This is a genomic window from Rhodococcus sp. P4_F5, from assembly GCF_056401315.1.
Genome location: NZ_JBFUJP010000020.1, coordinates 25458 through 47279, shown reverse-complemented (window position 1 = coordinate 47279; position 21822 = coordinate 25458). Strand labels below are relative to the sequence as shown.

General features: G+C 70.2%; 19 protein-coding genes. 11 read left to right on the top strand and 8 right to left on the bottom strand.

The window, feature by feature from the left end:
• The first annotated feature begins 104 nt into the window (after positions 1-104).
• The 3 genes from leuC to AC1DU4_RS10910 all read left to right on the top strand — a co-directional run bounded on the left by leuC (position 105) and on the right by AC1DU4_RS10910 (position 3035).
• The gene (gene leuC, locus AC1DU4_RS10920) at positions 105-1529 is read left to right on the top strand and encodes a 3-isopropylmalate dehydratase large subunit (protein ID WP_072845185.1); all 1425 of its coding nucleotides are present in this window, start codon (positions 105-107) and stop codon (positions 1527-1529) included.
• 30 nt (positions 1530-1559) lie between these two features.
• Entirely contained in the window at positions 1560-2171 is a 612-nt protein-coding gene (leuD, locus tag AC1DU4_RS10915) for a 3-isopropylmalate dehydratase small subunit (protein ID WP_477839707.1), read from the top strand.
• A gap of 156 nt (positions 2172-2327) precedes the next feature.
• Positions 2328-3035, top strand: a complete 708-nt coding sequence (locus AC1DU4_RS10910) for an HU family DNA-binding protein (RefSeq protein ID WP_477839705.1) — start codon at positions 2328-2330, stop codon at positions 3033-3035.
• 96 nt (positions 3036-3131) lie between these two features.
• On the opposite strand, the gene AC1DU4_RS10905 is transcribed toward AC1DU4_RS10910, so the two are convergent.
• From AC1DU4_RS10905 to cofC, 3 genes are all read right to left on the bottom strand, one after another.
• A complete protein-coding gene (locus AC1DU4_RS10905) occupies positions 3132-4058 on the bottom strand; it encodes an NUDIX hydrolase (protein WP_477839703.1) in 927 nt (308 codons plus the stop codon).
• A gap of 46 nt (positions 4059-4104) precedes the next feature.
• Entirely contained in the window at positions 4105-6270 is a 2166-nt protein-coding gene (locus tag AC1DU4_RS10900; protein ID WP_477839746.1) for an RNA degradosome polyphosphate kinase, read from the bottom strand.
• A gap of 102 nt (positions 6271-6372) precedes the next feature.
• A complete protein-coding gene (gene cofC, locus AC1DU4_RS10895) occupies positions 6373-7071 on the bottom strand; it encodes a 2-phospho-L-lactate guanylyltransferase (RefSeq protein WP_477839701.1) in 699 nt (232 codons plus the stop codon).
• Positions 7072-7177: 106 nt separating this feature from the next.
• On the opposite strand from cofC, the gene AC1DU4_RS10890 reads away from it, so the two are divergent.
• Both AC1DU4_RS10890 and AC1DU4_RS10885 read left to right on the top strand, forming a co-directional pair.
• Positions 7178-8176 (top strand): NAD(P)H-dependent glycerol-3-phosphate dehydrogenase, encoded by a 999-nt coding sequence (locus AC1DU4_RS10890; protein ID WP_477839699.1) that lies wholly within the window; start codon positions 7178-7180, stop codon positions 8174-8176.
• 60 nt (positions 8177-8236) lie between these two features.
• Positions 8237-9343 carry a D-alanine--D-alanine ligase family protein gene (locus AC1DU4_RS10885; RefSeq protein ID WP_477839697.1) on the top strand — a complete coding sequence of 369 codons (1107 nt, stop codon included), beginning with the start codon at positions 8237-8239 and terminating at the stop codon, positions 9341-9343.
• Positions 9344-9427: 84 nt separating this feature from the next.
• Here the strand turns inward: AC1DU4_RS10885 and AC1DU4_RS10880 are convergent, their stop codons facing one another.
• On the bottom strand, positions 9428-10036 hold the full coding sequence (locus AC1DU4_RS10880) for a DUF3515 domain-containing protein (RefSeq protein WP_477839695.1): 609 nt from the start codon (positions 10034-10036) through the stop codon (positions 9428-9430).
• Positions 10037-10282: 246 nt separating this feature from the next.
• Between AC1DU4_RS10880 and AC1DU4_RS10875 the strand changes: the two genes are divergently transcribed.
• Positions 10283-11191 carry a thiamine-phosphate kinase gene (locus AC1DU4_RS10875; RefSeq protein ID WP_477839744.1) on the top strand — a complete coding sequence of 303 codons (909 nt, stop codon included), beginning with the start codon at positions 10283-10285 and terminating at the stop codon, positions 11189-11191.
• Here the strand turns inward: AC1DU4_RS10875 and AC1DU4_RS10870 are convergent.
• Positions 11188-12999, bottom strand: coding sequence for a hypothetical protein (locus AC1DU4_RS10870; RefSeq protein WP_477839694.1), 1812 nt, complete (start codon positions 12997-12999; stop codon positions 11188-11190). The two genes, AC1DU4_RS10875 and AC1DU4_RS10870, sit on opposite strands and share 4 nt — an antisense overlap.
• A 100-nt stretch (positions 13000-13099) precedes the next feature.
• On the opposite strand from AC1DU4_RS10870, the gene AC1DU4_RS10865 reads away from it, so the two are divergent.
• On the top strand, positions 13100-13621 hold the full coding sequence (locus tag AC1DU4_RS10865; RefSeq protein ID WP_072845153.1) for a gamma carbonic anhydrase family protein: 522 nt from the start codon (positions 13100-13102) through the stop codon (positions 13619-13621).
• On the top strand, positions 13621-14316 hold the full coding sequence (locus AC1DU4_RS10860; RefSeq protein ID WP_477839692.1) for a uracil-DNA glycosylase: 696 nt from the start codon (positions 13621-13623) through the stop codon (positions 14314-14316). The genes AC1DU4_RS10865 and AC1DU4_RS10860 overlap by 1 nt, the downstream gene beginning before the upstream one ends.
• On the opposite strand, the gene AC1DU4_RS10855 is transcribed toward AC1DU4_RS10860, so the two are convergent.
• Both AC1DU4_RS10855 and rpmB read right to left on the bottom strand, forming a co-directional pair.
• Entirely contained in the window at positions 14313-15107 is a 795-nt protein-coding gene (locus AC1DU4_RS10855) for an enoyl-CoA hydratase/isomerase family protein (RefSeq protein ID WP_477839690.1), read from the bottom strand. The two genes, AC1DU4_RS10860 and AC1DU4_RS10855, sit on opposite strands and share 4 nt — an antisense overlap.
• A 145-nt stretch (positions 15108-15252) precedes the next feature.
• Positions 15253-15444, bottom strand: coding sequence for a 50S ribosomal protein L28 (gene rpmB / locus AC1DU4_RS10850; protein WP_072845156.1), 192 nt, complete (start codon positions 15442-15444; stop codon positions 15253-15255).
• A 244-nt stretch (positions 15445-15688) separates the two neighbouring features.
• Here rpmB and AC1DU4_RS10845 point away from each other — a divergent pair, with 244 nt between their 5' ends.
• Both AC1DU4_RS10845 and recG read left to right on the top strand, forming a co-directional pair.
• Positions 15689-17311, top strand: coding sequence for a DAK2 domain-containing protein (locus tag AC1DU4_RS10845; RefSeq protein ID WP_477839688.1), 1623 nt, complete (start codon positions 15689-15691; stop codon positions 17309-17311).
• A gap of 15 nt (positions 17312-17326) precedes the next feature.
• Positions 17327-19576 carry an ATP-dependent DNA helicase RecG gene (recG, locus tag AC1DU4_RS10840; protein WP_477839686.1) on the top strand — a complete coding sequence of 750 codons (2250 nt, stop codon included), beginning with the start codon at positions 17327-17329 and terminating at the stop codon, positions 19574-19576.
• On the opposite strand, the gene AC1DU4_RS10835 is transcribed toward recG, so the two are convergent.
• Positions 19573-20418 carry an acyl-CoA thioesterase gene (locus AC1DU4_RS10835; RefSeq protein ID WP_477839684.1) on the bottom strand — a complete coding sequence of 282 codons (846 nt, stop codon included), beginning with the start codon at positions 20416-20418 and terminating at the stop codon, positions 19573-19575. The genes recG and AC1DU4_RS10835 overlap by 4 nt on opposite strands.
• Positions 20419-20528: 110 nt before the next feature.
• Between AC1DU4_RS10835 and AC1DU4_RS10830 the strand changes: the two genes are divergently transcribed.
• Positions 20529-21815 carry a hypothetical protein gene (locus AC1DU4_RS10830; protein WP_477839682.1) on the top strand — a complete coding sequence of 429 codons (1287 nt, stop codon included), beginning with the start codon at positions 20529-20531 and terminating at the stop codon, positions 21813-21815.
• The last annotated feature ends 7 nt before the right edge of the window (positions 21816-21822 follow it).

The window sequence follows — 21822 nt, the reverse complement described above, 5'->3', positions numbered from 1 at the left end:
AAGCTCGGGACGGTTCGCCCGCGAACCGAGAGATGATGGGTGTCGGAGGTTGCCGAGGCCCGGCAGGACCTTCGGCCCGGACGAATCACGAAGAGGTGGAGAGCATGGCGAGCACAGGACGCACCCTGGCGGAGAAGGTGTGGGACGACCACGTCGTCGTCAAGGGTGAGGGCGAGGGGTCCGGGCGCAATCCCGACCTCATCTACATCGACCTGCATCTGGTGCACGAGGTGACCAGCCCGCAGGCCTTCGACGGGCTCCGGCTCGCGGGCCGCCCGTTGCGGCGCCCGGATCTCACGATCGCCACCGAGGACCACAACGTGCCCACCGTGGACATCGACAAGCCGATCGCCGACCCGGTCTCGCGCACCCAGGTCGAGACCCTCCGCCGCAACTGCGAGGAGTTCGGCGTGCGCCTGCACCCGATGGGCGACCTGGACCAGGGCATCGTGCACGTGGTCGGCCCCCAGCTGGGTCTGACCCAGCCCGGCATGACCGTCGTGTGCGGCGACAGCCACACCTCGACGCACGGCGCCTTCGGTGCCCTCGCAATGGGAATCGGCACCAGCGAGGTGGAGCACGTGATGGCGACGCAGACGCTGTCGCTGCGCCCCTTCAAGACGATGGCCGTCACCGTCGACGGCGAGCTGCAGCCCGGGGTGACGAGCAAGGACCTGATCCTCGCCGTGATCGCGAAGATCGGCACCGGCGGCGGTCAGGGCTACGTGCTCGAGTACCGCGGCGAGGCCATCAGGAAGCTGTCGATGGAAGCGCGAATGACCATCTGCAACATGTCCATCGAGGCGGGCGCACGGGCCGGCATGATCGCGCCCGACGAGACGACCTACGAGTTCATCAAGGGTCGCCCGCACGCCCCGCAGGGTGCGGACTGGGATGCGGCCGTGGCGGCCTGGTCACAGCTGAAGACCGACGACGACGCGGTGTTCGACAACGAGGTGCGCATCGACGCGAACACGTTGACCCCGTTCGTCACCTGGGGCACCAACCCGGGGCAGGGCGCCCCCCTCGGTGAGTCGGTGCCGAACCCGGCGGACATCGTCGACGAGGGCGAGCGGGCCTCGGCCGAGAAGGCGTTGGCCTACATGGGCCTGGAGGCGGGCACACCGCTGCGTGAGGTCGCCGTGGACACCGTGTTCGTCGGATCCTGCACCAACGGGCGCATCGAGGATCTTCGTGAGGTGGCGAGCGTGCTGGAGGGCCGCAAGGTGGCCGACGGCGTGCGGATGCTCATCGTCCCGGGCTCGATGCGGGTGCGAGTCGAGGCCGAGAAGGAGGGCCTGGGCGAGATTTTCACCGCGGCGGGAGCGGAGTGGCGGCAGGCCGGCTGCTCGATGTGCCTCGGCATGAACCCGGACCAGTTGGCGCCGGGGGAGCGATCGGCGTCGACCTCCAACCGCAACTTCGAGGGTCGGCAGGGCAAGGGCGGGCGCACTCACCTGGTCTCCCCGCTGGTGGCGGCGGCGACGGCGGTGCGCGGCACGCTGTCCGCACCGGCCGACCTGGACTGAAGACCACTTCGAACGACAGGAGATATCTCGATGGAAGCCTTTACGACTCACACGGGCATCGGCGTCCCCCTGCGGCGGTCCAATGTCGACACCGACCAGATCATTCCGGCGGTCTTCCTAAAGCGCGTCACGCGTACCGGTTTCGAGGACGGGTTGTTCGCCGCCTGGCGTAACGACCCCGGGTTCATCCTCAACATCCCGCCCTACGACAGGGGTTCGGTTCTGGTGGCCGGCCCGGACTTCGGCACAGGCTCCTCCCGCGAGCACGCGGTGTGGGCACTCTCGGACTTCGGATTTCGGGTTGTGATCGCATCTCGGTTCGCAGACATCTTCCGCGGCAACGCCGGCAAGGCGGGTCTGCTGGCGGCTCAGGTGGAGCAGTCCGACGTCGAGTTGCTCTGGAAGGCACTCGAAGAGCAGCCCGGTCTCGAAGTTGTCGTGGATCTCACAGAGCGCACTGTCACAGCCGGAACGTTGGTGGTGCCCTTCACGATTGACGACTACACGCGGTGGCGCCTGCTCGAGGGTCTCGACGACATCGGATTGACGTTGCGCCAGGTAGACGCCATTTCCAGCTTCGAAAAGTCAAGGCCTTCATGGAAACCGGTCACCCTTCCGGCCCGGGTGGACGACGCGAACTGATGTGACGGGCTAACCAAAAACGGGTACCGTCCGGTGTGCCACGCCACTGAGAGCGGCATGAGAATTGGCGTGGCACATAGACTCCTGCTCTTTTCAGGTTTACCGTGATTCATAGTCGGTCCGACAATGGGCCATTTGGTTTGCGGAGGAATATCCATGAACAAGGCAGAGCTCATTGATCAGCTCACCGAGCGCCTGAACTCGGACAGGCGCGGCGCGACGGAGGCCGTCGAGCACATCGTCGACATCATCGTCCGCGCGGTGCACTCCGGTGAGAACGTGACGATCACCGGCTTCGGTGTCTTCGAGCAGCGTCGGCGCGCGGCCCGAGTGGCCCGCAACCCGCGCACCGGCGAGACCGTCAAGGTCAAGCCGACCTCGGTGCCCGCCTTCCGCCCCGGCGCTCAGTTCAAGGCCGTCATCGCGGGCAAGCAGAAGCTTCCCGCCAGCGGCCCGGCCGTCAAGCGTGGTTCCGCGGCAGCGGCTCCGGCCAAGAAGGCAGCGGCGAAGAAGACCGCGGCCAAGAAGGCGGCGCCCGCGAAGAAGGTGACGCCGGCCAAGAAGGCGGCGCCCGCGAAGAAGACGGTCGCGAAGAAGGTGACGCCCGCCAAGGTGACACCGGCCAAGAAGGCAGCACCCGCGAAGAAGACGGTCGCGAAGAAGGTGACGCCGGCCAAGAAGGCAGCACCCGCGAAGAAGGCCGTTGTGAAGAAGGCAGCGGCACCGGCCAAGAAGACGGTCGCGAAGAAGGTGACGCCGGCCAAGAAGGCGGCACCGGCCAAGAAGACCGTCGCCAAGAAGGCCGCACCGGCCAAGAAGGCGCCCGCGAAGAAGGCGCCCGCCAAGAAGGCTGCGCGCAAGTAGACCGACTGTGCACGCGCAGGCGTGCTGATCAGGGGCGGCCACGGGAATTCCCGGGGCCGCCCCTGATTCATGTCTGCGGCTGTCTCAGCGGCGCTCTCAGAGGTCGGGAAGCGCGCTGTCGATGTGGTTGGCGTCCACGAGCTTGCCGCCGGACAGCGACAGGACCCAGATGCTGCCCTTCCGGTTGCGGGCCGGGGGGAGGGCGATGCCGTCGCGCTGCGCCCACCACTGGAGCAGGTCGGGGATCACGAGGCCCTGGGTGCAGATCACCTGGACGCCGCCGCGCGCGGCGATCTTGCGGACGAGCGCGCGGGCCCGTGCGGGATCCTCGGTGTAGGCCTCCTCGGTCAGAGCCGGCTCGAGGCCGATGTCGACGCCGAGCGCGCCGGCCAGCGGTTCCACCGTCTGGACGCAGCGGACCCGGTCGGCCGCGTGAATCTCCGTGGCGCCGAACGCCTGCAACACAGGGGACAGCGCGAGCGCCTGGGCGCGTCCGTGCTTGTCCAGCGGACGTTCGGGGTCCGGACCCGTGTACCGGGCGCGGCTGCCAGCCTTGGCGTGCCGGACCACGAGCACGGTGGTGGTGTCGGCAGGCACCGAGATGAACCGTCGCATCACTTTCAGGTCCACCGAGTAGGACAGCGCGCCCGGCACGTCGTCGGGGGCGAGCCACCGGAGTTCGTCGACCTCGTTGTTGGGCACGAACTCGCCGCCGCGTGCCTCGGCCGCCCAGTAGTCGACCCGCTTGCGCTTGCGGTGGCCCGGGATCTCGTAGGCGACACGGGTGACGTGGCGGCCGAGTTGGACCCGGTGCCCGGTCTCCTCCTCCACCTCACGCAGGGCCGCGACGACAGGCGTCTCGCCCGGGTCGAGCTTGCCCTTGGGGAAGGACCAGTCGTCGTAGCGAGGACGGTGGATCAGCCCGATCTCGATCTCGTACGGGTTCGTGGGCGACTTGCGCCAGAGCACCGCGCCGGCGGCGAAGATGTTTGCCTTGATCGGTCGGTCCGACTTCGAGCTCACGAACTTCCTCTCTGTGGGCGGAACCGGGTACCGGCGGTGTGCCGGATCAGGCCCCGCCTCCGCGTCGGCTGCGCATCAGTTCCTGCTGGTGCTCGCGCACCTTCTCGCCGCGGGCCGGCGAGGCCACCCAGCGTCCGTCCGGCTCGAGCACCCAGCAGCGAGTGGTCGGTTCGAGCGCCGAGTCGAAGATGCCGCTGAGCTGATCGGCCAGTCGCGGGTCCTTGACCTGCGCCATGACCTCGACCCGGCGGTCCAGGTTGCGGTGCATCATGTCCGCGCTGCCGATCCAGAACTCGTTCCCCCCGACGAAGTGCAGGATGCGGGAGTGCTCGAGGAAGCGGCCGAGAATCGAACGCACCTCGATGTTCTCGCTCAGGCCCGGCACTCCCGGCTTGAGGGCGCAGATCCCGCGTACCACCACCTGGACGGGCACTCCGGCCTGCGAGGCGCGGTAGAGGGCGTCGATGACCTGCTCGTCCACCAGGGCATTCGCCTTGAGGCGCACCCCGGCCGGGCGGCCCGCCTGCTGGTGCGCCACCTCCGCCGCGATCCGCTCCACGATGCCGGACCGGACACTGTAGGGGGCGACGAGGAGGTTGCGGTACTTCGCCTTTCGCGAGTAGCCGGTCAGCGAGTTGAACAGGTCGGTCAGGTCGGCCCCGATCTCCGGTGCGGCGCTGAACAGGCCTACGTCCTCGTACATCCGGGCGGTCTTCGGGTTGTAGTTGCCGGTACCGATGTGGCAGTACCGGCGGATCGTGGAGCCCTCGCGCCGGACCACAAGGCAAGTCTTGCAGTGGGTCTTGAGACCGACCAGTCCGTACACCACGTGCACGCCGGCCTGCTCCAGCTTGCGCGCCCACTTGATGTTCGCCTGCTCGTCGAAGCGCGCCTTGATCTCCACCAGCGCGACCACCTGCTTGCCCGCCTCGGCGGCGTCGATGAGGGCGTTGACGATCGGGGAGTCGCCGGAGGTGCGGTAGAGGGTCTGCTTGATTGCCAGCACGTGCGGGTCCGCCGCCGCCTGTTCGATGAAGCGCTGCACGCTGGTCGAGAAGGAGTCGTACGGGTGGTGCACCAGCACGTCGCCGTCCCGCAGCGTGGAGAACACGCTCTTCGGGGTCTCCCGCTCACCGAACGCCGGATGGGTGGCCGGCACGTACGGCGCGTCCTTGAGGTCGGCGCGTTCGACCCCGTAGACCTGCCACATGCAGGACAGGTCGAGCAGTCCGGGTAGCTGGATCACGTCGCCGGGGTCCACGTCGAGCTCGCGCAACAGAAGTTCGAGCATGTGCTCGGTCATGTCGTCGGCCACCTCGAGCCGAACCGGAGAACCGAACCGGCGGCGGGCGAGTTCGCGTTCGAGGGCCTGCAGCAGGTCCTCGTCCCGGTCCTCCTCGACCTCGAAGTCGGCGTTGCGGGTGACCCGGAACGCGTGGTGTTCGACGATCTCCATGCCGGGGAACAGGGTGTCCAGGTGCGCCGCGATCAGCGCCTCGGTCGGCAGGAAGGCCGGGATGGACGACGGCGAGTCCGGGCGGTTGACGCGGACGAAGCGGTCGACGTTGTCGGGCACCTTGACCCGGGCGAAGTGCTCGCCGCCGGTGGTGCGGTCCTTGACCGTCACGGCGAGGTTCAGGCTCAGGCCGCTGATGTAGGGGAAGGGGTGGGCCGGGTCCACCGCCAGCGGGGTCAGCACCGGGAACACCTGCTCCTGGAAGTACTCCGAGAGCCTGCGCTCCTCGTCGGTCGTCAGGTCCGACCAGCCGATGATGGAGATGCCCTTCTCGGCCAGGGCGGGGAGCACCATGTCGAGAAACGTCCGCGCGTGCTTCTCGGCGATCTGCTGGGATCGGCGGTTGATCAGCGCAAGCTGCTCACGCGGGCTCAGCCCGTCCGCCGAGCGAACCGACAGCCCGGTCTCGTCCCGTCGCTTGAGCCCGGCGACCCGGACCATGTAGAACTCGTCGAGGTTCGAGGCGAAGATCGCGAGGAACTTGGCGCGCTCGAGCAGCGGCAGCGACGGGTCCTGGGCGAGGGTGAGCACCCGGGTGTTGAAGTCGAGCCAGCTCAGCTCCCGGTTGAGGTAGCGGTCCTCCGGCAGCGGGGCAAGGGAGCCGTCGACGGGCAGCGGGGTGGCCGCGGGCGGCGCGGTGGGAATTACCGGCAGGTGGTTCGTGACCGCGGCGAACCGCTCGCGTTCGCTCACCACGGAGGCGGGCTTGGATCCGGGCTCGTGTCGGACGTTCTCGGCATTGGTCACAGCTCGATCATCCCTCAGATCGCGAGTGCGCGACAATCGATGGCGGAGATGTCAGGTGAATTTTCGGGTGGGTGCGGCGCCGCTGTGCCAGCCGATCCGGCGCAGTTGCTCCGCGGTCGCCGGCCCGGGGCCGAGCGCGGCGGCCGCGTCGAGGTCGGCGGCCGTGTCCACGTCGAGCCGCAGGCCCGGCCAGTCGCCGGTCAAAGCCGTTGCGCCGGAACCGAGGTGACGTGCCGCGGAATCGGGGCCGAAGCGGGGGTCCAGCCCTGCGGCCGGTTCGCCGACAATCAGCGCCGCGGTGCCGGTGCCGTGGTGGTCGACGACGATCGCCCGGGGGTGATTCCGGGCGGCGGCCAGTGCCGCGTCCAGTTCGCTGCCGAGCAGGCACGGGAGATCGCCCTGCAGGGCCACCACCGCGGTGCGGCCGGGGCGGGCGCCGGGGTGCGCGGCCGCGGCGCGCAGCACGGCGTTGAGGGGATCGTCGCCCGGCGACTGCGGGTCCGGCAGCCATCCGACCCCGCACTCCTCGGCGACGGCGACCACCGTCGGGTCCGGCGTGATCACCGTGATCTCACCGACCGCGGACGCCGTGCGGGCGGCGGCGACGGTGTCGCGCAGCATCGCCAACACGAGGTCGGTCCGTTCGGTGGGCAGCAGACGAGTGGCCAGCCGGGTCTTGGCCCGACCCAGGTCCTTGACCGCGATCAGCACGTGCGCGCGGTGCGGCGGCATGTGGAGTGCGGTGTCCATGGTGTCGATCCTGCCAGCACGGGTACCGGTGAGAGGGACCGCGGCACCTGACGGGCCGATTACTGTCAGAATGCGTTTCAGGTGCAGCATCGGCGGAGGGACTTCCATGGGCAGGGCGGCAGTACTGGGTGCGGGTTCGTGGGGCACGGCATTTGCGAAGGTGCTGGCCGATGCCGGCACCGATGTGACGCTCTGGGCGCGCAGAACGGAAGTGGCCGAGGCGATCTCGACCGACCACGTCAATCGCTTCTACCTCGACGGGGTGGACCTCCCGTCGACGTTGAAGGCGACGAGCGACTATCGCGAGGCACTGGACGGGGCCTCCGTGGTGGTGTTGGCGGTGCCGTCGCAGTCGCTGCGTGAGAACCTCGCGATGTGGGCACCCTCGATCGGGGCGGACGCGACGATGCTCTCGCTGGCCAAGGGCATCGAGAGTGGCACCCTGATGCGGATGAGCGAGGTGATCGTCGAGGTGACCGGCGCGGACCCGTCTCGGGTGGCGGTGCTCTCCGGGCCGAACCTGGCGAAGGAGATCGCCGTCGGCCAGCCGGCCGCCACGGTCATTGCGTGCACCGACTCGGATCGGGCATTGGAGCTTCAGAAGGCTTGTGCAACAGGTTATTTCCGCCCTTACACCAACTCCGACGTGGTCGGTTGCGAGATCGGCGGGGCGTGCAAGAACGTCATCGCACTGGCCTGCGGCATGGCGTCGGGCATCGGGCTGGGGGAGAACACCAGCGCCTCGATCATCACCCGGGGTCTGGCGGAGATGATCAGGCTGGGCGTCGCGCTCGGCGCCAACCCGGCGACGCTCGCCGGACTCGCCGGCGTCGGTGACCTGGTCGCGACCTGCTCGTCGCCGCTCTCGCGGAACCGCACCTTCGGCGCGCACCTCGGTGCGGGCGGCGACATGGCGAGTGCGCAGGCCGCCACGAACGGGCAGGTCGCCGAGGGCGTGAAGTCCTGCACGTCGGTCCGGGCGCTGGCCCTGCGCCACGGGGTGGAGATGCCGCTGACCGACGCCGTGCACCGGGTGTGCCACGAGGGCATGTCGGTGCGGGAGGCCGTCGGCCTGCTGTTGGGCAGGCGCGTCAAGCCGGAATGAGCGCCGGTCGACCCCGGTGCCGAGCGGGCTCGTGGGCGGGTGAGCCGGTACTGTTTGTGGGTGAGTAATCCGCGTACGAGGGTGGCTGTGGTCTTCGGTGGTCGCAGCAGTGAGCACTCTGTTTCCTGTGTATCCGCTGGTAGTGTGCTGCGCAACCTCGATCCCGAGCGTTACGAGGCGATCCCGATCGGCATCACCGGGGAGGGCGCCTGGGTGCTCGGCCCGGCCGACGCCTCCGCGCTGTCGATCGACGGGCGCACGATGCCGACCGTCGACGCCGGGGGCACCGCGCTCGCGCTGACCGCGGACCCGACCCGGGCGGGCGCGGTGGTCTCCCTCGCGGCGACGGAGGCAGGCAAGGTTCTCACCTCGGTGGACGTGGTGTTCCCGGTACTGCACGGTGCGTACGGCGAGGACGGCACCGTCCAGGGCCTGCTCGAGCTTGCCGGGGTGCCGTACGTCGGACCCGGGGTGCTGGCCAGCGCGGCCGGCATGGACAAGGAGTTCACCAAGAAGCTGCTCGCCGCCGAGGGTCTGCCCGTCGGCCGCCAGGTGGTGCTGCGCCCGGGCACCGCCACCCTCTCCGCGGCGGACCGCGCGGACCTCGGCCTGCCGGTGTTCGTCAAGCCCGCACGCGGTGGATCGTCGATCGGCATCTCTCGGGTGTCGAGCTGGGACAAGCTGGACGAGGCGATCGCAGAGGCCCGCAGCCACGACCCGAAGGTCATCGTCGAGGCCGCGATCGTGGGCCGGGAGGTGGAGTGCGGAGTGCTCGAGTTCCCTGACGGCACAGTGCGTTCCAGCGTCGTCGCGGAGATCCGGATGCCGGAGGTGAGCGCCGATGAGGATTCCTTCTACGACTTCGACACCAAGTACCTCGACGACATCTGTGAGTTCGACGTGCCCGCCAAGCTGGACGATGACGTCAGCGAGGAGATCCGGGCGCTCGCGGTCCGCGCGTTCGCCGCGCTGGACTGCCAGGGCCTGTCCCGGGTCGACTTCTTCGTCACCGAGAACGGTCCGGTGATCAACGAGATCAACACGATGCCCGGCTTCACCTCGATCTCGATGTACCCGCGGATGTGGGAGGYCGCCGGCATCGACAACGCGACGCTGGTGAGCACCCTGGTCGAGACCGCGTTGGCTCGGGGGACCGGCCTGCGCTGAGTCCCGGCCACAGCACTCCGCCCGAGTCGAACGTCTCGTTCGCTCGGGCGGAGTCGGTTGGTGAGGGACTTCGGTCGGGGAGGGCTAGGGGTTGGGGACGGGCACCGGCACGGCCGCCGGGTCGATCGGCTTGGCCTCGAGTGCGGCCGCCACGGCGCCGGACGCGTCCTGCAGGGGGCTCGGCCCCAGGCCGTACGGGACGGTCAGCGCCACGTAGACGCCGCGGTCGAYGGCGAACCAGGTACTGGCGTCGAGACCCTCGCCGCCGGGGATCTCGAACCACTGCACCCCGTCGATCACCTGCAGCGCGCTCGCCGCGTTGAACTCGCCCGGCCGGTCGACACCGCAGCGCAGCACGATCTCCTGGGCGTCGACGTTCTGCCAGGCCGCGGCGCCCTCGGGCGCCGGGTCGACGAGTTCTGCGCGGTCGAAGTCGCCGAGCTGCTCGGGCAGTGAGCCGATCAGGCTCGCGCACTCGGGGGAACCGGCGGCCGCGGCCGGGACGGTGCCCAGCGCGACGGGTTCGAGGACCGGGTTCTTGCCGGCCATCACCGCGGCGACCACGATGCCCACGACCAGCGCCACCGGCAGGGCCACCGCGGCGGCGATCAGTGCCGGGTTGCGGCGGGTGGGCGAGTCCTCGGTGTCGGCGGCAGTGTCGGTGGAGTCTGGGGGCTGGGTGGGTTCGGTCATCGTCCTGTGCTCTCAGTCATCCGGCTGGTCGACGCGCGGGTGCGTCCACCTCGGTGATGGAGCCCTTCCCGGCGCAGTGCCGCGGTGACCTCGGTAGAGTCGCCTTGGCTCTGGTTCGCGTCGTGCGTGGCCGGGGCAGTCCCGGCTGCCTTCCCAAGGTACCGCAGTGTGATTTCTCGGAGGTGCGCCATCAACTCGACGGATCCGGACGCCGGTCGTACGGTCGCCGACGTCGGTGAGTTCGCGGTGATCGACCGTGCGGTGGCCGGTCGCGTGCAGCCCGCGTCCACGTTGCTGGGGCCGGGAGACGACGCCGCGGTGGTCCGCGCCGCGGACGGCCGGGTGGTGGCGTCGACCGACATGTTGGTGCAGGGCAGACACTTTCGGCTGGACTGGTCGAGCCCGGAGCAGGTCGGGCGCAAGGCGGTGGCGCAGAACGGTGCCGACATCGTCTCGATGGGTGCCTGGCCCACCTCGTTCCTGGTGGCGCTCGGCTGTCCCGCCGACACCCCGGTGTCGGTGACGGACGCGCTGACCGACGGGATCTGGTCCGAGGTGGCCGAATTCGGGGCAGGCGTGATCGGCGGCGACATGGTGCAGTCGGAACAGGTGGTGATCTCGATCACCGTGCTCGGTGACCTCGGCGGCCACGACCCGGTGCTGCGGTCGGGCGCGCGGGCCGGTGACCAGGTGGCGGTCGCGGGCCGGCTCGGCTGGTCCGCCGCAGGGCTGGCCGCGCTACTCGCCGGCTCGGCAGGCTTTCCGGAACTCGTTGGTGCGCATCAGGTCCCGACGCCACCCTACCGATGTGGGCCGGCGGCCGCGCGGGCCGGCGCGACCGCGATGACGGACATCTCCGACGGGTTGGTGGCGGACCTCGGGCACCTGAGTGTGGCCTCGGGTGTCGGCGTCGACCTCGACGCGACCCTGCTCGAGCCGGATGCGCAGCTGCGGGCCGCCGCCACGGCACTCGGCGCCGACGCGCGGGAGTGGGTGTTCACCGGTGGCGAGGATCACGCGCTGGCCGCGACCTTCCCCGCCGGTGCCGCGCTGCCGGAAGGCTGGCGACGGATCGGCGTGGTGCGCGCGGGTGACGGGGTTCACGTGGACGGCCGCACCTGGGCCGGCGCCGGCGGGTGGCAGAGCTTCTCCTAGACCCCGGCCGGCAGCCGCTCGCTGTCATCGGGAGCCGTCGATTCGGCACAGTCGAGTGCCCGTGGTGCGAGACCCTTCTCGATCAGGAATGCCATCAGTCGCGTGACTGTGGTGCGGGCCGCGGTGAGCTGGGTGATCTTGGCCGACTTGGGATCGCTGAATGCCGAGAGGTGATTGATCTGCCCGGACAGCTGGATCTCTGCATTCGCGAGCAGGTACCAGAGTTGTTCGTCGTACTCGAGGTCGAGCAGCTTGCGTGCATACTCGGTCGCGACCCGCAGGACGAGGGTGACCGCGTCCGGAATGACGTGGTCGGCATCCGAGCCGCCGGCCACCCCGGTGGCGGCGACGGCGGCTCCGGTCGAGGCGAGACCGCCGAGCAGTGCGAGTCCGCCGACCATTCCGCCGGGTCCGAAGGCTGCCAGGCCGCCCGTGATCGCCGCTGCCCCGAACACCGAGGCGGGTGCGGCGACGGCAAGGCCGACCGGACCCGCCGCGACGAGCGCCACACCCGCCGCCACAGTGAGGACGCGCCCCCACGGAACTCCGCCTCGGCGGTCGACCGACTGCTGTACCTCGGTGATGGCCCGGCCGATCTTCTCCCCGGCATCCCGCCGAAACCCGAGAGCCTCGGCGATCTCGGGCAGCGCGTCGAGCGGCGCCCTGGCCACGTCGATCTCGAACGGTTCGACGACATTGGTGACGGCGAGCGCGACGAGGGCGTTGACCGCTCGGGGGAGTTCCCAGCGTTGCGGCAGGGCGGGCATCTCGCCGCCCTGAAGCGCCGTGAGCTCGGGTGCCGGGGGACGGCCTTCTGCCGCGGCCTGCTCGGCGAGTCGGGCCGCAACATTGTCGCGGGTCATGTCGAGCGCGGATCGGTAACGGGTCGCGCGGTCCTTGTCCTTGATGCACCGGGCCACCAACTGGGCGTAGTGCAGGACCAGAAGTGCGGACGCCTCGGAGTCGGTGAGCCGGACCGTCACCTCGGAACTACGCAGTGCGACAACCTTTGTCGGATACAGCAGATCGGCGATCAGTCGGGTGGCGGACTCGTGCTGGAGGTAGGCGGCCGCAGAGTGTTCCAGGAGGCCGACGTCGATCCTGAAATCCTGCGCGGCAGTGAAGGTGGCACCGAGGCCGCGTCCGCCGGTGACGTGGTCGCCGATGTTGAGGAAGTTCGTCCAGTCGTCGACACGCCGGTACGGGAACTTCTTGAGCAGGCGTTCGCTGCCCTCGTGCAAGACCTTCGCATTCGCAGGGCTGCCGATGGTGATGAATCGACGGACGTGCACTTCCGCCGGGAGGTGATCGAGGAGGTCGATGGCGATGACACTGCCGAGACTGTGGCCGATCAGCATGATCTCGCCGGTGGCCGGGATCTGGTCGAGGATTCGTCGTAGCACGGCGCCTCGCACCGCCTCGCTGCCGACGTAACGCCTGACCTGAGGCAGGTCGAAGCGGTTGACGAACCGGAGAGCGGCCTCTCGGGTGGGGTCGAGGACCTGCTCGGGCACGCGGTGGAAGCCGACTGTCGAGGACACCGGATCGAGTCCGAGTACCCGGCGGACTCGGGCCTGTCGACGCTCGAACTCGCGCCGGCCGGTTGTTTCGTCGCCCGCCTTGTAGGTGGTGGCCGGGAGCTTCGCCGAGATCCCGTCGGTAGAGAGGAAGGATGCGTAGCGGGGCGCGCAGGTGTCCGCCTGATCGATCGGCTCGAACCGATCACGGACGAGGCCCCGGTTGAGCCCCTCGAGCCACCCGGCGGCCGGGTCCCCGTCGCCGATGCCGTGCAGGAAGACAATTTTCACGTTCAATCCCCTTTGTGATCCGTACGGCAACCCGGCGCAGAATATCGGACGCCGCCGACGCCGGGACCTGGCCGCCACCGCACGTGGCTAACATGCACCCATGACCGTCTACGCCCTCGGCGACCGCGTGCCCGACATCCATCCCGACGCCTACGTCCATCCCGACGCCGTCGTCATCGGCGCGGTGACCCTCGCGGCCGGGGCCTCGGTCTGGCCCCAGGCGGTCCTGCGCGGGGACTACGGGACGATCAGCATCGGCGCGAACACCAACATCCAGGACGGCACCGTCATCCACTGCACCATGGTGGACGCGACCGTGATCGGTGCGGGCTGCGTGGTCGGCCACAACGCGCACATCGAGGGGGCGGTGATCGGAGACGACTGCCTGATCGCGTCGGGCTCGGTGGTGCTCAACGGTTCGCGGATCGGGGACGGGGCGATCGTCGGCGCGGGCGCGGTGGTGCCGTTCAATTTCGAGGTGCCGGCACGGCGGATGGCGCTGGGCGTGCCCGCGAAGATCCGCGAGGGCTACGAGGTGCCGCTCGGGCACGTGGAGCTGAACGTGAAGATGTACGCGGCGAACTCCGCGTACTACCGCGAGTCGCTGCGCAGGCTTGACTGATGGCCGGGGCGTGCCTGGACGAACTCGTGGAACCGGGTTGGGCGCGGGCGCTGGACCCGGTGGCGGACCGGGTTGCCGCGATGCGGGAGTTCCTCCGCGAGGAGACCGAGCAGGGCCGCGGCTACCTGCCCGCGGACGAGCTGGTGCTCCGCGCGTTCGCGCAGCCCTTCGACGACGTGCGCGTCCTGATCGTCGGGCAGGATCCGTATCCGACCCCGGGACATGCAGTGGGACTGAGCTTCTCGGTGGCGCCGGATGTGCGGCCGGTGCCGCGCAGCCTCGTCAACATCTTCACCGAGTACACCGAGGACCTGGGCTTTCCGACGCCCACGTCGGGTGACCTCACCCCGTGGGCCGCCCGCGGCGTGCTGCTGCTGAACCGGGTGCTCACCGTGCAGCCGGGGGAGGCCGCCTCGCACCGGCGCAAGGGCTGGGAGCAGGTCACCGAACAGGCGATCCGGGCGCTCGTCGAGCGCCGCGGCCCGGACGGGACGCCGCGCCCGGTGGTGGCGATCCTCTGGGGCCGCGACGCGGGAACGCTCAAGCCGATGCTCGGCGGTGCCCCGGTGATCGAGTCCGCCCACCCGTCGCCGCTCTCCGCCCGCCGCGGGTTCTTCGGGTCGCGCCCGTTCAGCCGGGTCAACCAGCTTCTCGACGGACTCGGGGAGAAGCCGGTCGACTGGCGGCTGCCCTAGAGGCCCGCGAAGTCCGCGCGGCGCTTCTCCACGAACGCGTTGACACCCTCGCGGCCCGCGGGGGACTCCGCGGCCACCGCGATCGATGCCGTCTCCGCGTCGAGCTGCTCGGAGAGGGTGGCCTGCCCGGACCGGGCGAGGAGCTTCTTGATGCCGACGTAGGAACTCGTCGGCCCCGCGGCCAGGGTGCGCGCCACCCGCAGCGCCTCGTCCTTGACCTCGTCGTCGCCGACCAGGCGGCTGAGCATGCCGAGCCGGGCGGCCTCCTCGCCGCTGATCACGGCGTCGGTCAGCAGCAGCTCACGGGCCTTGGCGATGCCGACGATCCGCGGCAGCGACCAGGACATGCCGCCGTCCGGCGTGTAGCCGATCGAGGGGTAGGCGGGGCGCAGCTTGGTGGCGGGACCGCCGATGGCGATGTCCGCGGCGCACACCAGGCTCATCCCGGCGCCGGTTGCCCAGCCGTGCACGGCGGCAACCACGGGGACCTCGGTGGCGTCGAGCTCTCGGACGAAGTCGTGCAGCGTCCTGGCGAGGCCGCCGACGAATGCGCCGCGGTCCTCGGCGTTCGCGAATGCGCGGACGTTGCCGCCGGCGCAGAAGTTGGCGCCCTCGCCGACCAGCAACACGCTGCGGGCGGCGATGGTGCCGGCGCTCAGTGCGCGGAGCGCGTGGGTGCCCTGGGCGACGCCGTCGAAGTCGAGAGAGGTGCCGTTGGCGTCGGTGGCGATGGCAATGCGGAGAACGTCGCCTTCGAGGCGCACCTGGCTGAGGTCATCGAAGAAAGTCACTCGACGACCATATCTGTCGTCCGGAGCGCATCCTGCACCGCGGACCGACTGGTAGGACTACCGTGCTCCCGATGTGCGTGCCCCGGACATGACTGTGCCCCGACACCCAAAGGGTGCCGGGGCACAGTCGATGCGCTGAGAGGTATCAGCCGCGGACAACCTTGCCTGCCTTGAGGCAAGAGGTGCACACGTTGAGCCTCTGACGGTTACCGGTTCCAACCTGGGCCCGGACAGTCTGAATGTTCGGGTTCCAGCGACGGTTGGTACGCCGGTGCGAGTGCGAGACCGACTTACCGAAGCCGGGCCCCTTGGCGCATACGTCGCAGACGGCAGCCATAGTCGCGAACTCCTTGATTTAAGTGAATGGAAACTGAAATTGTCTTGCAGGTGGAGCGATTGAGCCTGCCTACGAACAGGAGACACTGAAGCGACCCTTGCGAGGCAACCCCGAAAGACTAGCCGTATTTGCCTCGATTGACCAAACCGGCCTCGCCTGCGCATCGCTCGGGGCGCACTGTCCGACCCGACCGCTAGTCTTGCGAGGTCGACAATACCCACTCGGGCGGAGGAAACGAAGCGACGTGTTCAAGGCCCTGGACAGCGTGGACGGTACGGCCCTGGGGCGCTGGGCGCGGGCCTGTGTGGACGGCCTCGAGAGCCGTTGCGACGAGATCAACCGGCTCAACGTCTTCCCGGTCCCGGACTCCGACACCGGCACCAACCTCCTCGTCACGATGCGCGCGGCGGCCGCCGAGGCGTTGACGGCGGCGGACGCGTCGGTGAGCGAGGTCGCGGCCGCCCTGGCCCGCGGGGCAGTGGCGGGAGCCCGCGGCAACTCCGGCGTGATCCTCTCCCAGGTCCTGCGTGGCATCGCGGAGGCCGCCGACTGCGGGCGCCTCGACGCCGCCACCGCCCGGTCCGCACTGAACGAGGCCTCGGTTCTCRCCGCCGAGGCGATCAGCGTGCCCGTCGAGGGCACCATCGTGACGGTGCTGCGGCACGGGGCCGCCGCCGCCAGCGCCTGCCCGCACGACACCCCGCTGTCCGACGTGGTCCGCGCCGCGGCGGACGCAGCCGCCGACGCGCTCGCCCGAACCCCGTCCCAGCTCGCCGCCCTCGGACTGGCCGGCGTCGTCGACGCGGGCGGCCTGGGCCTGGTGGTGATCCTCGACGCGCTGGTCGGCGTGGTGACGGGCGAGACCCCGGAACGGGCCGACCTCGGCGTGGCGGTGCCCCGGGCGCCGGTCGTCGAGGTCGAGGTCCCGACGCCGGAGTGCGTGGATCAGGCGGACGACCAGGACTACGAGGTGATGTATCTGCTCGCCGACAGCGACGACGTGCGGGTCGGCGCGTTGCGGTCCGACCTCGACGCGCTCGGCGACTCGGTGATCATCGTCGGTGACGGGGCCGGTGCGTACTCCGTGCACGTGCACTGCGCAGACCCCGGTGCGGCCGTGGAGGCGGGTCTCGCCGCCGGCCGCCCCCATCAGGTCCGGATCTCGTGCTTCGTCCTCGACCAGCGTCGCCGCCACGGCCCGGCGCCGGCCACCACTCGCGGCATCCTGGCGGTGGTCGCGGGTGCGGGTGCGGCGGACCTGTTCGAGGAGGAGGGCGCCGAGGTGCTGCGGTACGAGCAGTCGGTGACCCCCGGGCAGTTGCTCGCGGCAATCCGCGACGTCGGGCACGGCGAGGTCCTGGTGCTGCCGAACGGTGCCATGTCCGCACAGGAACTGGTGGCCGTCAGCGTGGCGGCTCGCAACGAGAACCATTCGGTACTGATGCTGCCGAGTTCGTCGACGGTGCAGGGGCTGGCGGCGCTGGCCGTGCACGACCCGTCGCGGGTCGCGGCGGACGACGCGTTCACCATGTCGGAGGCCGCGGCCAGCACCCGGTGGGGGTCGCTGCGGATTGCCCCGGAACGGGCCCTGACCCTGGTCGGCACCTGTGAACCCGGCGACGGTCTGGGCCTGATCGGTCACGAGGTGGTGGTGATCGCGCCCGATGCGTCGGAGGCCGGCCGGCGACTGCTGGACCAGGTGCTCGGGGTGGGCGGCGAGATGCTCACCTTGTTGCTCGGCGCCGCCGCGCCGGACGGACTCGCGGACATGCTCATCGACCACGTCGACCGGCACCATCCGGGGGTGGAGGTCTTGGTCTACCCCGGTGGCCAGGACGGCGACCTGCTGCAACTCGGCGTCGAGTAGGGACGAGAAGGAACATTGGCAACACTGACGGATCGACTCGACCACCTGCTCGGACAGAAGACGGCGGACGCACTCGCCGAGGTCTTCGACATCAGCACCGTGCAGGACCTGCTGCGGCACTACCCGCACCGCTACGCGACCCGGGGCACGGGGCTGGTGGACCAGCGCCCGGAAGAGGGCGCGCACCTCACCGTCGTCGCGCGGGTGAGCAAGACGGACCTGCGGGCAATGCGGTCCGGGCGCGGCTTCCTGCTCAAGGCGACCCTGGTCCCCGACCAGAAGGACGCCGCGGACCAGCAGAGCATCGACGCCACCTTCTTCAACGGGCAGAAGGTCAAGCACCTGGTCCGCACCGGCACCCGGGCGATGTTCTCGGGCAAGGTGAAGTACTTCAACAACAAGCCCGAGCTGACCCACCCGAGCTACCTGCTCCTGCCGGAGCCGGGCGAGGAGGACATCGTCTCGGGCAGCATCCGCGGGGCGGGTGAGCTGGCGGGGATGGCGCGCAGCGCGCAGGACGGCTCCGGCGTGGACATGTCGGTCTTCGAACGCAGCCTCATCCCGCTGTACCCGGCGACCCGTGACGTGGAGAGCTGGACCCTGATGCGGTGCATGCGTCAGGTGCTGGACCAACTCGACGACGTGGAGGACCCGCTGCCCGATTCGGTCCGGCGCGAGCACGGCCTGATCGGGCTGGACGAGGCCCTGCGCCTGGTGCACCTGCCGGAGACGCAGGAGGAGGTGGCCCGGGCCCGTGAGCGGCTCCGGTTCGACGAGGCCGCGGCGCTGCAGCTGGTGCTGGCGCAACGTCGGCACACCGCCGAGGGCCGCGTCGCCCCGGCCTGCCCGCCGAAGCCGGACGGCATCGCCGCGGCGTTCGACGCGATGCTGCCGTTCACCCTCACCGACGGCCAGCAGGCCGTGGCGGAGGAGATTTCGGCGGACCTGACCCGTCCACACCCGATGAACCGCCTGTTGCAGGGCGAGGTGGGCTCGGGCAAGACCATCGTCGCGCTGCGGGCGATGCTGCAGGTGGTGGACAGCGGACACCAGTGCGCGCTGCTTGCACCCACCGAGGTGCTCGCCGCCCAGCACGCGCGGTCGATTCGTCAGATGCTCGGAAACCTCGGCACCGCAGGGGAACTCGACGCCGCCGGGAATGCCACCCGGGTCACCCTGCTGACCGGGTCGATGCCCGTCGCGGCGCGCCGGACGGCCTTGCTCGAGGCGGTCACCGGTGACGCCGGCATCGTGATCGGGACGCACGCCCTCATCCAGGACGGCGTGGAGTTCTTCAACCTCGGCATGGTGGTGGTCGACGAGCAGCACCGCTTCGGCGTCGAGCAGCGCGACGCCCTGCGCGGCCGCGCCCGCGAGGGACTGAGCCCGCACCTGCTGGTGATGACCGCGACGCCGATTCCCCGGACCATCGCGATGACCGTGCTCGGCGACCTCGAGACCTCCACGCTGCGGGAGCTGCCGCGGGGCCGGTCGCCGATCGTCAGCCGGGTGGTCTCCGCCAGCGAGAAGCCGGCATGGGTGGACCGGGCCTGGGAACGGATCCGCGAGGAGGTCGCGCAGGGCCGGCAGGCGTACGTGGTGTGCTCGCGGATCGGGGAGGGTGACGACGAGGGGCCCGACGCGAAGGAACAGAACACCGTCGCGGCGCTCGCGCTGTTCGACGAGCTCCGCTTCGGCGCGCTCTCGTCGCTGGAGGTGGGGCTGCTGCACGGCCGGCTGCCGTCCGACGAGAAGGACGCCGTGATGAAGGACTTCACGGCCGGCCGGATCGACGTGCTGGTGTGCACCACGGTGGTGGAGGTCGGCGTGGACGTGCCGAACGCGACGGTGATGGTGCTCCAGGACGCGGACCGGTTCGGCGTCAGTCAGCTGCACCAGTTGCGTGGCCGGGTCGGCCGCGGCGGGCACCAGGGCCTGTGCATCCTGATCACGGAGATGAGCCCCCAGTCGCCCGCGTACCAGCGGCTCACCGCGGTCGCCGGCACCAACGACGGCTTCGAACTCGCGCAGCTGGACCTGGCACAGCGGCGGGAGGGTGATGTGCTCGGCGCGGCCCAGTCCGGCACCCTGTCGACGCTGCGGCTGCTCTCGCTGCTCGACCACGAGGACGTCATCGAGGCGGCCCGGGAGTTCGCGCAGAAGGTGGTGACCGCGGACCCCGAGCTGACCGCGCACCCCGGCCTGGCCTCGATGGTCACCGCCGCGCTGGCGACCGACAAGATCGAATTCCTGGAGAAGTCCTAGGCGCTGGGCGGGGTGTCTCGCAGGAGGGCCTCCTGCATCACCGAGGCGACGAGTAGTCCGTCCTCGGAGTAGATCTCGCCCCGGGCCAGGCCGCGTCCGCCCGACGCGTTGGGGCTCTCCTGGGTGAACAGCAGCCACTCGTCGGCACGGAACGGGCGGTGCAGCCACACCGCGTGGTCGAGCGAGGCCACCTGGCGCGGGGTGGAACTGGTGCCCCGGGTCAGGTTCGCGGTGCGCAGCAGGTTGACGTCGGAGATGTAGGTCAGTGCGCACGTGTGCAGCAGGCTCCCGTCGGGCAGGTCGTCGCGCACCCGGACCCAGAACCGTTGCCGCGGGCCGTTCCCGACGTCGGGCAGGCCGAGGGTGCTGTCGCCGACGAACCGAATGTCGAGCACCAGCGCCGGCACCGGGGGTTCGTCGTCGAACCAGGCCGTCCACTTGTGCTTGTCGGCGGTGAGCTCCTCCGGCCTGGGCACCTGCGGCATCGTCGGCTGGTGGTCGGTGCCGACCTCGGGGACCTGGAAGGACGCGGAGAGGCTGAAGATCGCCTTGCCGTCCTGTTCGGCGGTCACCCGTCGCGTGGTGAACGAGCCGCCGTCCCGGGTGCGGTCGACGTGGTAGTCGATCGGCTGGTCCGTGCGCCCGCCGCGGATGAAGTAGCCGTGCAGGGAGTGCGCCACCCGTTCCTCGCCGACCGTGTGACCGGCGGCGATCAGCGACTGCGCGGCCACCTGTCCGCCGAACGCGCGCATCGGGGACCCGGAATGGCAGGTGCCGCGGTAGACGTCCGCACCGAGAGGTTCCAGGGTCAGCAGCTCGACGAAGTCCCGTGCAGAGTTCATGACGACACAGTATTGCCACGAGAGCGCCGACATGGCCGTGGCCCGGGGTGTTTACTGATCTTCGACGACCGCGTTGCGCTCCACACCCGACGAGACGGGACCGGTGGACCATGGGCAGAGCAGACTCGTTGCCACGCTCGAGGTTTGTCGCGTTCGCGGCCGCCGCCGTGCTGTGCGCGTCGCTCTCGGCGGCTCCGGCCGGTGCGGCGCAACGGGCCCAGCCGGCGTCCCAGCCCGGTTGCGCCTGGCAGTTCATGTCGGACAGTCAGGTGCTCAACGTGGCGTTCCCGGACGTCAACGCGACGTACTGGGTGCTGCCGTACGCACTGACCCCCGATGAGCGCATCGAGCTGAGTGGCACCTTCCCCTACGCGCGGTACATGTCCCTGAACACCTACGGCACCGACTTCGGGACCGTCGACACGCTGCGGGACAACCAGATCGCCCCGGACCCCGGCAGCGGCAACCCGTTTGCCGATCCCGCCGCGGCGGCCGCGCCCGAGTCCGCACGGCGTTGGCGTGCGACGGTGGTGCCCGGCGCCGCCGACCACTCGGTCAACCAGATCCGGGGCCTGCCAGCCGACGGCCAGTCCGCGCCGCTCGGGTTCCTGATCATCCGGGTGTACGTCCCCGACGACCCGAACTCGGCGCCCGGGGGCGTGCCGCTACCGGACGTGACGCTGGTCCGTGGCAACGGCGCGGTCCGGACACCGGTGCCCACCTGCGCGGCGGCGTTCGACCCCGCGACCGTGCAGAACGGTCCGGTCGGTCAGGCGCTGACGGCGGCGTTCGACAACGTCATCGCCGGCGCGGCGTCCGGCGCCTTCCCGGGCGGCGTGCCCGAGGCCACCTTCGTCAACCCGGCCAGCACGTCCGGGCTCTTCCCCAACGGCGACAACAAGTATCTCGGCGCCGGCCTGACCTATCGGCCCGGCCGGATCGTGGTGGTCCGCGGCCGGGCCCCGACCTTCCCGGACACCCGCGCCGGCGCGCTGCCGGCCGAGCCGGGCACCCAGGTCCGCTACTGGTCGATGTGCCAGAACGACCAGGTCTCGCCGTACCCGGTGGTTGGTTGCGCGGCGGACTTCCAGACCCGGGTCGACGATGCGGGGAACTACACCTACGTGGTGGCCGCGCCGGCCGACGTCCCGGCGCGAGCCCAGGCGGATCCGACCGTGACGGTCCTGCCCTGGGGTTCGACGGCGGTGCCGCGGAAGGTGCTGTTCATGCGGCACATGCTGCCGAGCCAGCAGTTCTACCCGCAGTCGGTGCAGGCCTCGCAGGACCAGCACACCGACCCGGCGGCGAGCATGGGTGCGTACTACCCGGAGGCGACGTACTGTTCGACCGCGGCATTCGAAACAGGCGGGTACGGAGCGTGTTTCGGCGGGGGCTGATGCGCTC